The organism is Mesorhizobium sp. LNJC394B00 (assembly GCF_000502555.1).
Taxonomy (GTDB): Bacteria; Pseudomonadota; Alphaproteobacteria; order Rhizobiales; family Rhizobiaceae; genus Mesorhizobium.
Map to the genome: position 1 here is coordinate 39,966 of NZ_AYWH01000006.1, position 15,088 is coordinate 55,053.

Annotated in this window: 12 protein-coding genes and 2 pseudogenes; 9 read left to right on the forward strand and 5 right to left on the reverse strand. The window is 63.1% G+C overall.

All coding sequences use genetic code 11. The features are described from left to right. The first annotated feature begins 9 nt into the window (after window positions 1-9). The gene (gene fsa, locus X751_RS144480) at window positions 10-666 is read left to right on the forward strand and encodes a fructose-6-phosphate aldolase (protein ID WP_023688874.1); all 657 of its coding nucleotides are present in this window, start codon (window positions 10-12) and stop codon (window positions 664-666) included. Between the two features lie 88 nt (window positions 667-754). Here the strand turns inward: fsa and lptE are convergent, their stop codons facing one another. Next, entirely contained in the window at window positions 755-1,351 is a 597-nt protein-coding gene (gene lptE, locus X751_RS144475) for an LPS assembly lipoprotein LptE (RefSeq protein ID WP_023684087.1), read from the reverse strand. After that, window positions 1,338-3,980, reverse strand: coding sequence for a leucine--tRNA ligase (leuS, locus tag X751_RS144470; RefSeq protein WP_023745344.1), 2,643 nt, complete (start codon window positions 3,978-3,980; stop codon window positions 1,338-1,340). The genes lptE and leuS overlap by 14 nt, the downstream gene beginning before the upstream one ends. 148 nt (window positions 3,981-4,128) lie before the next feature. Between leuS and X751_RS144465 the strand changes: the two genes are divergently transcribed. The 4 genes and pseudogenes from X751_RS144465 (at window position 4,129) to X751_RS01000000163980 (ending at window position 6,796) form a co-directional block, all read left to right on the forward strand. After that, a complete protein-coding gene (locus X751_RS144465) occupies window positions 4,129-4,791 on the forward strand; it encodes a YggS family pyridoxal phosphate-dependent enzyme (protein WP_023745345.1) in 663 nt (220 codons plus the stop codon). 89 nt (window positions 4,792-4,880) lie between these two features. Next, entirely contained in the window at window positions 4,881-5,135 is a 255-nt protein-coding gene (locus X751_RS144460; protein ID WP_023684084.1) for a type II toxin-antitoxin system Phd/YefM family antitoxin, read from the forward strand. Continuing rightward, window positions 5,135-5,536, forward strand: a complete 402-nt coding sequence (locus X751_RS144455; protein WP_023684083.1) for a type II toxin-antitoxin system VapC family toxin — start codon at window positions 5,135-5,137, stop codon at window positions 5,534-5,536. Before X751_RS144460 ends, X751_RS144455 begins: the two co-directional genes overlap by 1 nt. 134 nt (window positions 5,537-5,670) lie before the next feature. After that, a pseudogene (locus tag X751_RS01000000163980) lies at window positions 5,671-6,796 on the forward strand (aldo/keto reductase). 51 nt (window positions 6,797-6,847) lie between these two features. Here the strand turns inward: X751_RS01000000163980 and X751_RS144450 are convergent. After that, on the reverse strand, window positions 6,848-7,756 hold the full coding sequence (locus X751_RS144450) for a LysR family transcriptional regulator (protein ID WP_023745346.1): 909 nt from the start codon (window positions 7,754-7,756) through the stop codon (window positions 6,848-6,850). A gap of 127 nt (window positions 7,757-7,883) precedes the next feature. On the opposite strand from X751_RS144450, the pseudogene X751_RS01000000163985 reads away from it, so the two are divergent. Both X751_RS01000000163985 and X751_RS144445 read left to right on the forward strand, forming a co-directional pair. Beyond that, a pseudogene (locus tag X751_RS01000000163985) lies at window positions 7,884-9,023 on the forward strand (MFS transporter). A 43-nt stretch (window positions 9,024-9,066) separates the two neighbouring features. After that, the gene (locus X751_RS144445) at window positions 9,067-10,101 is read left to right on the forward strand and encodes an aldo/keto reductase (RefSeq protein WP_023745347.1); all 1,035 of its coding nucleotides are present in this window, start codon (window positions 9,067-9,069) and stop codon (window positions 10,099-10,101) included. A gap of 60 nt (window positions 10,102-10,161) precedes the next feature. Here the strand turns inward: X751_RS144445 and X751_RS144440 are convergent, their stop codons facing one another. Further along, a complete protein-coding gene (locus X751_RS144440) occupies window positions 10,162-10,434 on the reverse strand; it encodes an usg protein (protein ID WP_023668649.1) in 273 nt (90 codons plus the stop codon). 305 nt (window positions 10,435-10,739) lie between these two features. On the opposite strand from X751_RS144440, the gene acs reads away from it, so the two are divergent. After that, window positions 10,740-12,695 (forward strand): acetate--CoA ligase, encoded by a 1,956-nt coding sequence (acs, locus tag X751_RS144435; protein ID WP_023745348.1) that lies wholly within the window; start codon window positions 10,740-10,742, stop codon window positions 12,693-12,695. Window positions 12,696-12,704: 9 nt separating this feature from the next. Continuing rightward, window positions 12,705-13,442 carry an MOSC domain-containing protein gene (locus X751_RS144430; protein ID WP_023745349.1) on the forward strand — a complete coding sequence of 246 codons (738 nt, stop codon included), beginning with the start codon at window positions 12,705-12,707 and terminating at the stop codon, window positions 13,440-13,442. A gap of 66 nt (window positions 13,443-13,508) precedes the next feature. Here X751_RS144430 and X751_RS144425 read toward each other — a convergent pair whose 3' ends face one another. Beyond that, entirely contained in the window at window positions 13,509-14,777 is a 1,269-nt protein-coding gene (locus X751_RS144425; RefSeq protein ID WP_023745350.1) for a cyclopropane-fatty-acyl-phospholipid synthase family protein, read from the reverse strand. Window positions 14,778-15,088 lie beyond the last annotated feature (311 nt).

Sequence of the window (15,088 nt, forward strand, 5' to 3'; positions counted from 1 at the left end):
GAGACCCCCATGAAATTTTTTGTCGACACCGCTGACATCAAGGACATCAAGGAACTGAACGACCTGGGGCTGCTCGACGGCGTGACCACCAATCCCTCGCTGATCCTGAAATCCGGCGGCAAGATCGCCGAGGTCACCAAGCAAATCTGCGACATCGTCAAGGGCCCGGTTTCGGCCGAGGTTGTTGCGGTCGAATACAAGGACATGATGGCCGAGGCCAACATCCTGGCCAAGATCGCCGACAATGTCTGCATCAAGGTGCCGCTGACGCTCGACGGCCTGCGCGCCTGCAAGACGATCCGCACCGAGATGAACCGCATGGTCAATGTAACGCTGTGCTTCTCGGCCAACCAGGCGCTGCTGGCGGCCAAGGCCGGCGCCTCGTTCATCTCGCCCTTCGTCGGCCGCGTCGACGATACCGGCGCGGACGGCATGGAACTGATCCAGGAGATCCGGCAGATCTACGACAATTACGATTTCGACACCGAGATCCTCGTCGCTTCGGTTCGCACCGTGAACCACGTCAAGCAGGCAGCCCTGATCGGCGCCGATGTCGTTACCGCGCCGGCCGCGACGCTGAAGGCGCTGGTCAAGCACCCGTTGACCGACAAGGGCCTGGATCAGTTCGCTGCCGACTGGGCCAAGACCGGCCAGAAGATCGGCTGAGATCGGGTTCGATACAAACAAAAAGGCCGGGAAACCGGCCTTTATGTTGCGGACTGCTAAAAGTCTAGTTGGCAGCGCCAGGGAATGCTCAGGCCTTCTTGCCGTGCCTGACCAAGTCCTGGGCGACCGACAGGCTCACCATTTCAGCCAGCTCACGCGCGGCGCGGTTCTCGGCGTCGAGCTGTGCCCGGTAGGAGGCGAACTCCTGCGTCGGCTTGTCGAAGGATGATGGGATCGACCGTTTGCCGGTTGCGATCACCACGCCGGTCCTGGCATCGGTCAGCACATAGTTCGCCGTCAGCGTCACCGTGCCTGCCGTCGGCTCGTCTTCGTCGGTCTGGATCTGCACCACCGCGGCCGATTCGACCAGTTCGGTGACGCCGAGATCGAGCATGTAGACCGGCGCCGGCGGCTCGCCGGCGCCTTGGCCAAAGGCAAAGATCAGATTGTTGCGGACCTGCTGGGCGTAGCGTGTCTTGACCGGCTTGACCGCGACCGACGCCAGTTCCGCCGAAGCGCTGACCGTGGAGCCGGCGCTCAGCGGCGCGCTGGAATAGAGCGGCCTGACCGTACAGGCCGAAACCAGCGCCATCGAAGCGACCATGCCGTACAGCGCTGCGCGGCGCAGCAAGCGCGCCGTCTTTTCCAGATCAGGCCCCATCCTTCTGAAGTCAAACAACGACATTGACGATCCTCTGCGGCACGATGATCACCTTGCGGGGCGCCTTACCTTCCAGCGCTTTCTGCACGAAGTCGAGAGCCAGAACCGCTTTTTCGATCGCACCTTGGTCCGCGTCGCGGGCAATTGTCAAATAGCCGCGCATCTTGCCGTTGACCTGGACCGGCAGCACAACCTCGTTGTCGACGACCAGCGCCGGATCGTAGACCGGCCAAGGCCGTTCGGCGACCAGATCAGTGCCGCCCAGCGTGTGCCAGCACTCTTCGGCCAGATGCGGCATGACCGGCGCGACCACATGCACCAGGATCTCCACCGCCTCGCGGCAGGCGCCTTTCAGCGCCGCATCGGCCTTGCCCTCGGCAACGTCGTTGAGCGGCGTGTTCAAGGCATTGGCAAGTTCGTAGATGCGGGCGATGGCCCGGTTGAAGCCGAGCTTCTCGATATCCTCGCCGATAGCCTTCAGGATCTTGTGCGCGGCCTTGGAAACGGCGCCCGCCTCGCCCTCCGGCGCCGCCTGCGGCTTGGCGCCGTCAAGCGTCTCGGCGGCAATGGACACCAGGCGCCAGACACGCTGGATGAAGCGATGTGCGCCGGCGGCGCCATCGTCCGTCCACTCGACGTCGCGCTCGGGCGGCGAATCCGACAGCATGAACCAGCGTGCGGTGTCGGCGCCGTAGCCGTCGGTGATGTCTTCCGGGCTTACCGTATTCTTCTTCGACTTCGACATCTTTTCGAGCGAGCCGATCGCCGCCTCTTCGCCGGTGGCGATCTCGATGGCGCGGCGCTTGCCGCCGACATCCTCGATCCTGACCTCAGCCGGCGACAGCCAGCGGCCATTGCTCGACGCACCGCCGACGCGGTAGGTCTCATGCACCACCATGCCTTGCGTGAACAGGCCCTTGAACGGCTCGGCCAGGTCGAGATGCCCGGTCGCGCGCATGGCGCGGGTGAAGAAGCGCGAATAGAGCAGATGGAGGATCGCGTGCTCGATGCCGCCAATATACTGGTCGACGGCCAGCCAGTCATCGGCAGCCTTCGGCTCCGTCGGCTCATTGGCCCAGGGCGCTGTAAAGCGCGCGAAATACCAGGACGAATCGACGAACGTGTCCATCGTGTCGGTCTCGCGGCGCGCATCCTTGCCGCATTGCGGACACTTCACATGCCGCCAGGTCGGGTGGCGGTCGAGCGGATTGCCGGGACGGTCGAACTCGATGTCGTCGGGCAGCTTGACCGGCAGGTCGGCTTTCGGCACCGGAACCACGCCGCAATCCTCGCAATGGATCATGGGGATCGGACAGCCCCAGTAGCGCTGGCGCGAAATGCCCCAGTCGCGCAAGCGGAAGTTCACCTTGCGCTCCGCCATTGGCCGCCCGCCTATGGTTTTCTGCTCCAGGAGCTTTGCCACCTCGTCGAACGCCTGCTCCGGCTTCATGCCGTCGAGGAAACGCGAATTGATCATCACGCCGTCATCGACATAGGCGTCTTCCGTGACCTGGAAGGTTTTGGCGTCGGCATCTTCCGGCATCACCACCGGGATCACCGGCAGGCCGTATCTGTTGGCGAAATCGAGGTCGCGCTGGTCGCCCGACGGGCAGCCGAATATGGCGCCGGTGCCGTATTCCATCAAAACGAAATTCGCGACGTAGACCGGCAGGGTCCACGAGTCGTCGAACGGATGCACGACGCGGATGCCGGTGTCGAAACCTTTCTTCTCGGCCGTCTCCAGTGCGGCCACCGACGTGCCCATATGTCTGATTTCTTCGATGAACTTGGCCAGTTCGACATTGCTCTCGGCGGCCTTCCTGGCCAGCGGATGATCGGCGGCGACCGCCATGAAGGAGGCGCCGAAAATGGTGTCGGGCCTGGTCGTGTAGACTTCCAGCTCGCTCGTGTCGCCACCAATCTTGCTAGAACTTGGCTCTGCCAGCGGCCAGCGGACCAGCAGCCCTTCCGAGCGGCCGATCCAGTTCTGCTGCATCAGCTTGACCTTTTCCGGCCACTCGCCGAGACCGTTCAGCGAATCCAGCAAGTCCTGCGCGTAATCGGTGATCTTGAAGAACCACTGCGTCAACTCACGCTGTTCGACCAGCGCGCCCGAGCGCCAGCCGCGCCCGTCGATGACCTGCTCGTTGGCGAGCACCGTCATATCCTCCGGGTCCCAGTTGACCTTGGAGGATTTGCGCGTCACCAGCCCCTTCTCGACGAAATCGAGGAACAGCATCTGCTGGCGGTGGTAATAGTCGACGTCGCAGGTGGCGAACTCGCGCGCCCAGTCCAGCGACAGGCCCATCATCTTGAGCTGCTCGCGCATGGCGGCGATGTTGGCGTAGGTCCATTCCTTGGGATGGACCTTGTTCTGCATCGCCGCGTTTTCGGCCGGCATGCCGAAAGCGTCCCAGCCCATCGGGTGCAGCACGTTGAAACCCTTGGCCCGCTTGTAGCGCGCCACCACGTCGCCCATCGTGTAGTTGCGGGTGTGGCCGATATGGATCTTCCCCGAGGGATAGGGGAACATCTCCAGCACGTAGTATTTCGGCTTCGGATCGTCGTTATGCGCTTCGAACAGCTTCTTTTCGGCCCAGGCCTTCTGCCATTTGGGCTCTGACGCGCGCGGATTGTATCGTTCGGTTGCCATCGGATGATTTTCACTTAAAAGCAGGCGCAGACCGCCGGACAAGGCCCGGTGGCCGAGGTAAATGTCGTCGCGGTGTTCACCATGGATTGCCGGACCCGTCAACTGCGGCGAGCCGGCCAAGACGATTAAAGACAGGCAGGATATGGGCATGGCCAGCGCCGTCGAACAGTTTTTCGCCGTCAAGACGAGGATCGCTGCCGCCGAGCGCGAGGCCGGCCGTGACGCCGGTTCGGTGACGCTGGTTGCGGTGTCGAAGACTTTTGAGACCGACGTCATCCGCCCGGTCATCGAGGCTGGCCAGCGCGTCTTCGGCGAAAACCGCGTGCAGGAAGCGCAAGGCAAATGGCCGGCCTTGAAAGCGGAATTCCCTAATATCGAACTGCATCTGATCGGCCCGCTGCAGTCGAACAAGGCGAGGGAAGCCGTCGCTCTCGCCGACGTCATCGAGACCGTCGACCGCGAAAAGCTCGCCGCCGAGCTCGCCAAGGAAATCGTGCGCCAGGGCCGCACGCCAAAGCTTTATGTCCAGGTCAATACCGGTTCGGAGCCGCAAAAGGCCGGCATCGAGCCGCGCGACGCCGTCGCCTTCGTCGCCCGCTGCCGCGATGTCCATGGCCTCGCCATCGAAGGCCTGATGTGCATCCCGCCGGCCGACGAAAACCCCGGCCCGCATTTCGCCTTGCTGGAAAAGCTCGGCAAAGAGGCCGGAGTCGCAAAACTGTCGATGGGCATGTCCGGCGACTTCGAGACCGCCATAGCCTTCGGCGCCACCAGCGTCCGCGTCGGCTCGGCGATTTTCGGCGGCCGATAAACCTCGGTGATCTCGCCGCCCTAACAGTAGCATTGTTGCTGCATCGCTGCAGCGATGCTATATCTAGCCAAGCTAGCTAGGTACCTTCCATGAACTGGCATCTGCAGGACGCAAAAAACAATCTCTCGAAGCTGGTTCAGCAGGCTCGTGAAAAGGGCCCGCAGACCATCACCTTGCGTGGAAAGCCCGCTGCTGTCGTGTTGGCCGCTGAAGAATACGAAAGGCTCGTCGGCTCTAAGCCCTCACTTGCGGAATACCTTCTTTCCGGTCCCGAATGGGACGACGACTTCGTCGAAGAGGTCAATCGCCGCTCCAAGGGGCCCGGCCGAGACGTGGACCTCTGATGTTTCTTCTGGACACGAACGTCGTGTCGGATGCGCGAAAGCGAGGGGGGCCAGTGGCGGATTGGATAATCAAGCAAGAGCGCCAGTCTCTGTTTCTAAGCGTCATCACGCTCGGTGAAATCGCACGCGGAATCGAAATGAAGCGGCGAAACGACCCCGACACTGCAAACCATTTAGCAACGTGGTTCCACGGTCTGCGCCACAGCTACGAAAACCGAATTCTCGGCATAGACGAGAACATCGCTGCCCAATGGGGTCGCATCTCCGCGATCCGCACGCGCGGCGACGCAGATGGGCTTATAGCCGCGACGGCGCTCTTCCACGATCTCATACTGGTCACACGCAACGTCGCCGATTTCGACGATACTGCCGTCACAATGTTCAACCCTTGGGAAGCCTGACCCGCCTGTGTTGATCCGGTGTTGGGTCGGCCGCAGGTTGTGCCAGAGCCGGCCCATCATTGTGCCACCACTGGAAACGAAACGCACCGTTCCTATTTGCTTGGCGTCATCACCAATCTGCTGGAGCCGCCACCATGCGCTACAATCAACTCGGAAATACGGGGATGTTCGTCTCCGAACTGTGCCTCGGCACCATGACCTTCGGCGCCGCCGGCGAGAATGCCCAATGGGGCCTGATCGCCAGCCTCGACCAGAAGGGCGTCAACGACATCGTTGCCCGTTCCATCGCCGCCGGCGTCAATTTCTTCGACACGGCCGACGTCTATTCATTCGGCCAGTCCGAACGCCTGCTTGGCCAGTCGCTCAAGGATCTTGGCGTCAAACGCTCGGACGTCGTCATTGCCACCAAGGTGCATGGCGCCATGGGCCAGGGCCCGAACGAGCGCGGCTCTTCGCGCGGCCACATCATGGATTCGGTCGAGGGCAGCCTGGAGCGGCTGCAGCTAGACCATATCGATCTCTACCAGCTGCACGGCACCGACACCGTGACGCCAGTCGACGAGACGCTGCGGGCGCTCGACGATCTCGTTGCCAGCGGTAAGGTCCGCTATGTCGGCGTCTCCAACTGGGCGGCCTGGCGCATCGCCAAGGCGCTGGGCGTTGCCGAGCGCAAGGGATTTTCCCGCTTCGAGACCATCCAGTCCTATTACTCGATCGCCGGCCGCGACCTCGAGCGCGAGATCGTGCCGCTCATCAACGAGGAAAAGCTCGGCCTGATGGTCTGGTCGCCAATGGCCGGCGGCCTGCTGTCGGGCAAATACGGCCCCGGCGCGCCCAGCAATGGCGAAGGCCGCCGCGCCGCCTTCAACTTCCCGCCGGTCGATGAGGACCGCGCCTGGGCGGCTGTCGCCGTGATGCGCGAGATCGCCCAGAAGCACGGCGTCAGCGTCGCCACGGTGGCGCTCGGCTATGTCCTGGCCAAACCTTTCNATGCGCGAGATCGCCCAGAAGCACGGCGTCAGCGTCGCCACGGTGGCGCTCGGCTATGTCCTGGCCAAACCTTTCGTCATGAGCGTCATCATCGGCGCCAGCCGCATGGAGCAGCTCGAGCAGAACCTTGCCGCGGCCGAGGTGAAGCTCGACGCCGACGATCTCGCCAGACTGGATGAGGTCAGCGCGCTGCCGGCCGAATATCCCGGCTGGATGCTGGAGCGTCAGGGCGCCGGTCGCCGCCCGGCGCCGTTCACCCCGAAGAAATAGTCACCGCTGTCGCCTGATGCTTGGGGGGTCATCTGGCTCCCCAACGTCTTTTCAGCTCATCCGCACGCTCTCGACCAGAAAGTCGAGAAACGCCCGCACCCGTGCGGGCAAATGCCGGCCCTGGCCGACATAGACGGCGTGGGTAGGCTCCCCGTCGCCCGGATTGAAATCCTCCAGCAGCGCCGTCAGCCGCCCCGCCGCGATGTCATCGGCCACATGCCAGTGTGCCAGCCGGGCGATGCCGGCGCCGCCGACCGCCATCAACCGCATCGACTCGCCATCGCCGACCAGCGTGTTTCCGGTGATCGGCACCATGACGGCGTTCCCGGTTGCATCGACAAACGACCAGCCATCGACATGCCGGACAAAGCCGAAAGCCATGCGATTGTGCCGGTCGAGATCTGCTGGAACCAGCGGCGTGCCATGTGCCTTGAGATAGGACGGTGCGGCAACGACTGTCATCCGGCTTTGCCCGAGCTTGCGCGCCACCAGCCGCGACTCGCCGAGCGGCCCGGCACGGATGGCGACGTCGGCACGTTCAGCCATCAGATCGATGACGCTGTCGGTCAGCACCAGATCGACCGAAATCCCGGGGTAGCGTTCGAGGAAATCAGGCAGCAGCGGGATCAGCCGATGCACCCCGAAGGGCACATAGGAGTTGACGCGCAGCCGTCCGCGCGGCGCGGCACCCACGGCGGCCTCGCGCTCGGCCGCCGCCATATCGGCCAGGATGCGCACCCCGCTGTCATAGAACGCCGTCCCTTCCGGCGTCAGCTGCAGCTTGCGCGTGGTGCGGGTGACCAGCCGCGCGCCGAGCCTTGCCTCCAGTCGCGCGATCAGCTTGCTCACCGCCGACGGTGTCATACGCAGCGAACGAGCCGCAGCCGAGAAGCTGCCCGCCTCGACGACGCGGACGAACACTTCGATCTCGCCGGAACGGTTGATATCGGGTCTGGCCATCTGTGAATCTATTTCACAGGAAATATGCCCAAGGCAAGTCTGGTTCACAAGACATGGCAACACGATCTCTGCGGTCGGGGCGCGGGTCTGGACAGCGCGCTCGTTCGAGTTCGAACTGGAAACCGCCATGCCTCTTGCCCTCTACGCCCTCGCTGCCGGCGCCTTCGGCATCGGTGTCACCGAATTCGTCATCATGGGGCTGCTGATCGATGTCAGCAAAGATCTCGGTCTCGATCTCGGCCGCCGGCCAGTTGATTTCGGGCTACGCGTTGGGCGTCGTCATCGGCGCGCCGCTTTTGACCATCGCCACCGGCAACTGGCCCCGCAAGACCGTCCTTCTGGCCCTTATGGCGATCTTCACGCTCGGCAACCTCGCCTGTGCGATCGCCCCCGACTACTGGACGCTGATGGGCGCCCGCATCATCACCGCCTTTGCCCATGGCACTTTCTTTGGCGTCGGCTCGGTGGTCGCCACCGGCCTGGTCGCGCCCAACAAGAAAGCCTCGGCGATCGCGCTGATGTTCACCGGCCTGACTATCGCCAACATCCTCGGCGTGCCCTTCGGCACCTGGCTCGGCCAGACCTTCGGCTGGCGCACCACCTTCTGGGCCGTAACCGTGGTCGGCTTGGCAGCCTTTGCCGTCATCCTGCTTCTGGTGCCGCGCAGCAAGGAAGCGCCCGAGAAGACCAATCTGCGCGCCGACCTCGCCGTGCTGCGCCGCACGCCGGTGCTGCTCGGCCTCGCCACCACCGTGCTCGGCTACGCCGGCGTCTTCGCCGTCTTCACCTACATCGCCCCGCTGCTCACCGAGNCCGAGATCACCGGTTTTGGGGAAGCCGCCGTGTCGCCGATCCTGCTCGTCTTCGGCGGCGGTCTTATCGCCGGCAATCTGCTTGGCGGCAAGGTCGCCGACCGCTGGTTGGCCACCATGACCTTCGCCGTCCACAGCCAAATCCTGCCGTCATCTATGTCGGCCTGCTTGGTGCCGCCGCCTTCGCCACCGTGGCGCCGCTGCAGATGTGGGTGCTGGAAAAGGCGCAAGGCGCGGGCCAGAGCCTCGCCTCCTCCTTCAACATCGCCGCCTTCAACCTCGGCAATGCCGCCGGCGCTTGGCTTGGCGGCGCGGTGATTGCCCATGACCTCGGCCTCGGCTCACTAACCTGGATCGCCGCTTTGCTGCCGGTCGCGGCTCTTGGCGTCGCTGCCCTGGCGCTGCGCCTCGATCGCGCCCCCACAATCGGGGTGCCGGTCTGCGCCCAGTCATGAGCATCACGCGCAATCCTTCTTCGACATCATCAAGGAGCATAAAATGGATTATCGACGTCTCGGCGCATCGGGCCTGAAAGTGCCCGCACTCTCTTTCGGCGCCGGCACTTTCGGCGGCTCCGGGCCGCTGTTCGGGGCCTGGGGCAACAGCGATGCCAAGGAAGCGCGGCGGCTGATCGACATCTGCCTCGAGGCCGGCGTCAATCTGTTCGACACCGCCGATGTCTATTCGAACGGCGCCTCCGAGGAAGTGCTTGGCGAAGCCATCAAAGGCCGCCGCGACGCGGTGCTGATCTCGACCAAGACTTCGCTGCCGATGGGCGACAGACCGGCCGACTACGGCTCGTCGCGCTCGCGGCTGATCAAAGCCGTCGACGCCGCCCTGAAGCGCATGGGCACCGATTACATCGACCTGTTGCAGCTGCACGCCTTCGATGCCGGCACGCCGATCGAGGAGGTGTTGTCGACGCTGGACGACCTCGTGCGCGCCGGCAAGCTGCGCTATGTCGGCGTCTCCAACTTCTCCGGCTGGCAGGTGATGAAATCGCTGGCGGAAGCTGACAAGCATGCTTATCCGCGCTACGCCGCGCATCAGGTCTACTACTCGCTGGTCGGTCGCGACTATGAATGGGAGCTGATGCCGCTCGGTATCGACCAGGGCATCGGCGCGCTGGTGTGGAGCCCGCTCGGCTGGGGCCGCCTGACCGGCAAGATCCGCCGCGGCCAGCCCCTGCCGGAAAAGAGCCGGCTGCACGACACCGCCGATTTCGGCCCGCCGGTCGCGGACCAACATCTCTACCGGGTCATGGATGCGCTTGATGCGATGGCTGAAGAGACCGGCAAGACCGTGCCGCAGATCGCCATCAACTGGCTGTTGCGGCGCCCGACCGTGTCCTCGGTCATCATCGGCGCCCGCAACGAGGAACAGCTGCGCCAGAACCTCGGCGCCGTCGGCTGGGCATTGACGCCGGAGCAGGTCAAAAAGCTCGACGCCGCAAGCGAAGTGACCGCGCCCTACCCGTACTTCCCCTATCACCGCCAGGAAGGTTTCGCCCGACTGAACCCGCCTGCGGTGTGATCGCACGACGTTGAAGCTGCCAATCTCCCCCCTTGCGGGGGAGATCAGCTATACTGCCGCTCAGTGCAGCACGAACTCCCCATCCACCTTCCGCCATTCGTTCGGCGCGATCAGCTTCTGGTGCGTGTAGCTGATCGAATGCAGCGGCCCGTCGAGCCTGGCCTTCCAGAACTCGATGAACTTGATCAGCACCGGAAACTTCGGCGCCAGATCGTAATCCTGCCAGATGAAGCTCTGCAGCAGATGCGGGTGGTCGGGAAAATGGTACAGAATCTTGGCCGTGGTCAGGCCATACCCCTTGAGCATCAGGTCCATTTCGGAATGATCGCGCATGACAGCCCCTTGGCCTAGTTGATTCTCCATTCCTCCCAACACCGAATTGTGCGCGCCGTTCCTTAACTGTCTATGATTTTCCTGATCCCAGTCGGGTTTTATGCACGAAAACATGCAGTTAGCAGCGACCGCTGCCGAGTGCTGATACAACCGAAACGGGAGCTGCGGCATCGCGCCACGCGAATCCAACGTCTAATGTTGCCGTCAGCGCGGAACTGTTAATAATGCCGCCGAATTCGCGGCTGCGTCGCCGTGATCCTGGCTGTGGTCAAGCCGGCGGGGTGGTTTGGGAGGAAAGTGAAGACATGTCCGAGGTGAAGATCCACCGCGTCCAGCCGGCGTGGAAGAAGAATGCGCTGATCGACAATGACACCTACCTCAAATGGTATGCTGACAGCGTGAAGAATCCGGACAAGTTCTGGGGCAAGCACGGCAAGCGCATCGACTGGTTCAAGCCGTTCAGCAAGGTCAAGAACACCTCCTTCGAGGGCAAGGTCTCGATCAAATGGTTCGAGGACGGCGAAACCAACGTCTCCTACAACTGCATCGACCGCCATTTGAAGAAGCGCGGCAACCAGACAGCCATCATCTGGGAAGGCGACAATCCCTACGACGACAAGAAGATCACCTATAACGAGCTCTACGAGCATGTCTGCCGGCTCGCCAATGTGATGAAGAAGCACGGCGTCAGGAAGGGCGACCGCGTCACCATCTACATGCCGATGATCCCGGAAGCGGCCTACGCGATGCTGGCTTGCACCCGCATCGGCGCCATCCACTCGATCGTCTTCGGCGGCTTTTCACCGGACGCGCTGGCCGGCCGCATCGATGACTGCAAGTCGACCTTCGTCATCACCGCCGACGAAGGCCTGCGCGGCGGCAAGCCGATCCCGCTGAAGGAAAACACCGACAGAGCGATCGAAATCGCCGCCAAGGCCGGCACCAAGGTCGATAAGGTGGTCGTCGTTCGTCGCACCGGCGGCAAGACCGGCTGGGTCCAGGGACGCGACATCTGGTACCATGACGAGATCGCCACGGTGAAAGGCGACTGCAAGCCGGAGAAGATGAAGGCCGAGGATCCGCTGTTCATCCTCTATACCTCAGGCTCGACCGGCAAGCCGAAGGGCGTGCTGCACACCACCGCCGGCTATCTCGTCTATGTCTCGATGACCCACCAATATGTCTTCGACTACCATGATGGCGATATCTACTGGTGCACCGCCGATGTCGGTTGGGTCACCGGCCACAGCTACATCGTCTATGGCCCGCTCGCCAACGGCGCCACCACGCTGATGTTCGAGGGCGTGCCGAACTACCCCTCGCAGTCGCGCTTCTGGGAAGTCATCGACAAGCACAAGGTCAACATCTTCTACACCGCGCCGACGGCACTGCGCGCGCTGATGGGCGCCGGCGACGAACCGGTGAAGAAGACCTCGCGCAAGTCGCTGCGCGTGCTGGGCTCGGTCGGCGAACCGATCAATCCGGAAGCTTGGGAGTGGTATTTCAACATCGTCGGCAACGGCAAGGTGCCGATCGTCGACACATGGTGGCAGACCGAGACCGGCGGCATCCTGATCACGCCGCTGCCCGGCGCCACCGACCTCAAGGCCGGTTCGGCGACGCGGCCCTTCTTCGGCATCAAGCCGCAGCTGGTCAACGGCGAAGGCAAGGTGCTGGAAGGGGCGGCCGACGGCAATCTCTGCATCGCCGATTCCTGGCCCGGCCAGATGCGCACGGTCTATGGCGATCACGACCGCTTCGTGCAGACCTATTTCTCCACCTACAAGGGCAAATACTTCACCGGAGACGGCTGTCGCCGCGACGCCGATGGCTATTACTGGATCACCGGCCGCGTTGACGACGTCATCAACGTTTCCGGCCACCGCATGGGAACGGCCGAGGTCGAATCGGCGCTCGTCAGCCATGAGAAGGTGTCGGAAGCAGCTGTCGTCGGCTATCCCCACGACATCAAGGGCCAGGGCATCTACAGCTACGTTACCTTGATGAAAGGCGTGGAGCCGAGCGAGGAACTGCGCAAGGAGCTCGTGGCCCATGTCCGCAGGGAGATCGGCGCAATCGCCTCGCCCGACAAGCTGCAGTTCGCGCCCGGACTGCCGAAAACCCGCTCCGGCAAGATCATGCGCCGTATCCTGCGCAAGATCGCAGAGGACGATTTTTCCGCGCTCGGCGATACCTCGACACTGGCCGATCCGGCCGTGGTCGATGATCTGATCGCCAACCGCCAGAACAAGAAGGGCTGAGGGGATTTGATGGCTGCACTGGGCGCAGTCACGGAGCTCTGGCGTTACCCTGCAAGTTCGCTTGCCGGCGAACGCCAGGACGCCATTTCGGTCGGCCTTGAAACCATCGACGGCGACCGGCTGTTCGGCCTTGTCGATGTCTCGGACAATGAGATCGCGCGGCCCGACCGCGACGCCAAGTGGCACAAGGTGCCGCGCATCCGCACCCGGCTGAGCAAGGACCGCAAGCTGGAGATCGCCGTTCCCGACGGCGACTGGCTGGCAGTGCCGGGTGTGGAATGCGACCAAGCCATCTCGGCCTATCTCGGCTTCGCCGCCTCGATCCGGCCGTTCAGCCAGGACAACGCTCCCGGCTACACCGGCCCGCTGACCGCGGCGCGCTACCGCAAAGCGCCGATCCATCTCTTGACCACCGCATCGCTGGCCCGGCTCAAGGCGCTGCACCCCGAAGGCATTCCCGATCCGCGCCGCTTCCGCCCCAACATCGTCGTCGACATGGCGGCGGTCGAAGGCTCGTTTCCCGAGACCGAATGGATTGGCCGCAAGCTTGCCATCGGCGACCTGCTGGTGACCGTCTCGGAGCCGTGCCGCCGCTGCGGCTTCACCATCATCAGCCAGGACGGCTTCGACCACGATCCCGGCATCCTGCGCAATCTGGTCCGCCACAACGCCCATAATCTCGGCGTCTATTGCACTGTGGACAGGCCTGCCCGTGTCGAGATCGGCGCGCCGATGCGGTTCGTGTAGGCCTCTACCGCGAGGCAGCGAATCGCAGACCTTGGAAAGCGTGGGGTTCGGCCCCGAATCCTATCCCTACCGATACAGATCCGCCCGTGTCGGCGGCAGCCCGCTCGGGCCGCGTGCCCGTTTGGTGACGACGGTCTGAAAAATCTGCGCCGAGGCGCGCTCGAAGGTGATCGAGCAGCCGGTGAGATAAAGCAGCCACAGCCGTGCCTTGGCCTCGCCGACTTCGGCGACCGCCTCGTCGAAGCGAGCCTGTAGCCGCTGGGCCCACAGCCGGCAGGTGCGCGCATAGTGCTCGCGCAGATTCTCGACGTCGTAGACCAGGAAGCCATGCGCCTCCAGATTGCCCAGCGTCATGCCGATCGTGTCGAGTTCCCCGCCGGGGAAAATGTATTTGAGCAGCGCCTTGAACTCCGGCCCCTTGCGCAAGGTTTTCTTCAAGTCGCCCTTGCTTCGCCTGGTGATGGCGTGGTGCAGATAGATGCCGCCGGGCTTCAGCAAGCGATGGATGGTCTTGAAATAGCTGGCGTGGTTGGCGAGGCCGAGATGCTCGAACATGCCGATCGACGATATCTTGTCGAAGGAGCCTTTGAGTTCCGCATAGGATTTGATCTCGATGGTGATGCGGTCCTGCAGCCCTTCGGCGCGGATGCGCTCGCGGGCGAGATCGGTCTGCGCCTGCGACAGCGACACGCCATGGCCGACGACGCCGTAATTTTTGGCCGCATGGATCAGCATGGCGCCCCAGCCGCAGCCGATGTCGAGCAGCTTTTCGCCCGATTTCAGCCTGAGCTTGCGGCAGATATGGTCGAGCTTGTCGGCCTGCGCCTGGTCGATGCCATTGGCGAAATCCGTAAAGTAGCCGCAGCTGTAGACCATGCGCTCGTCGAGGAAGAGCCGGTAAAAGGCATTCGAAATGTCGTAGTGATGCTGGATCGCCTCCTGGCTCGACCCGCTGACATAGGGGTTGCGACCCGACAGATCGGTGCGTGCACTCATCTGCTTGCGTGACAGGAGCACCGCCGGCAGGTCGCGCAGGATCGCCAGCTTCGGCAGCGACTTGAGCTTGGTCCTGAGCTTGCCTTGCGACGGCAGTGCATAAAAATCGAAAATCGTCCCGTCTTCGATGTCTATCGTCTTGGAAATCCACATCTCGATCAGCGTCGACAGTGATGGCCGCTTCACCACCTGCCAGACGATGTCCTGGTCGTTGATAGTGAGCACGGGCCCGGTGGCGGGACCGATCCGCTCGCCGGTCCACAGCTTGACCGCAAAACCCGGCTTCAGCGTTTCGATCACCGTTCGCACGATGCGCGCGGCCTTCTCGGCTGCCTCCATGGCAATCCTCCCGAGTCCTGACAATCCACCTTGCATGGATTTTGCCCGCCCGCGCGGCTCTTCGCAACCCGGCGCAAAAGGCGGCTCGCCAGCTATTTCAAATCGGCATCTTGTTTTTTGCTGCAACGCACCCCATCATCTGTACGTGTTCAACAAATCGAAAGGAGGTGATCCGATGTCGAGTGATTTCGTTTTCCAGAACGTGGCCTCAGCGGATTGCACTTTCGGGAAGCAGTCTTCCCGTTAAGGCGCGATAAGCGCGGCGGGTGACCTCGGTCGCCGCCATTGGCCGCGCCACGGACGGAAACACG

Excerpts from the sequence above, each read along its gene's own strand:
- leuS (WP_023745344.1), bottom strand. The coding sequence starts at position 3,980 with ATGGCAACCGAACGATACAATCCGCGCGCGTCAGAGCCCAAATGGCAG.
- X751_RS144450 (WP_023745346.1), bottom strand. The coding sequence starts at position 7,756 with ATGGCCAGACCCGATATCAACCGTTCCGGCGAGATCGAAGTGTTCGTC.
- fsa (WP_023688874.1), top strand. The coding sequence starts at position 10 with ATGAAATTTTTTGTCGACACCGCTGACATCAAGGACATCAAGGAACTG.
- X751_RS144445 (WP_023745347.1), top strand. The coding sequence starts at position 9,067 with ATGGATTATCGACGTCTCGGCGCATCGGGCCTGAAAGTGCCCGCACTC.
- X751_RS144455 (WP_023684083.1), top strand. The coding sequence starts at position 5,135 with ATGTTTCTTCTGGACACGAACGTCGTGTCGGATGCGCGAAAGCGAGGG.
- lptE (WP_023684087.1), bottom strand. The coding sequence starts at position 1,351 with ATGTCGTTGTTTGACTTCAGAAGGATGGGGCCTGATCTGGAAAAGACG.
- X751_RS144465 (WP_023745345.1), top strand. The coding sequence starts at position 4,129 with ATGGCCAGCGCCGTCGAACAGTTTTTCGCCGTCAAGACGAGGATCGCT.
- X751_RS144440 (WP_023668649.1), bottom strand. The coding sequence starts at position 10,434 with ATGCGCGATCATTCCGAAATGGACCTGATGCTCAAGGGGTATGGCCTG.
- X751_RS144425 (WP_023745350.1), bottom strand. The coding sequence starts at position 14,777 with ATGGAGGCAGCCGAGAAGGCCGCGCGCATCGTGCGAACGGTGATCGAA.
- X751_RS144460 (WP_023684084.1), top strand. The coding sequence starts at position 4,881 with ATGAACTGGCATCTGCAGGACGCAAAAAACAATCTCTCGAAGCTGGTT.
- acs (WP_023745348.1), top strand. The coding sequence starts at position 10,740 with ATGTCCGAGGTGAAGATCCACCGCGTCCAGCCGGCGTGGAAGAAGAAT.
- X751_RS144430 (WP_023745349.1), top strand. The coding sequence starts at position 12,705 with ATGGCTGCACTGGGCGCAGTCACGGAGCTCTGGCGTTACCCTGCAAGT.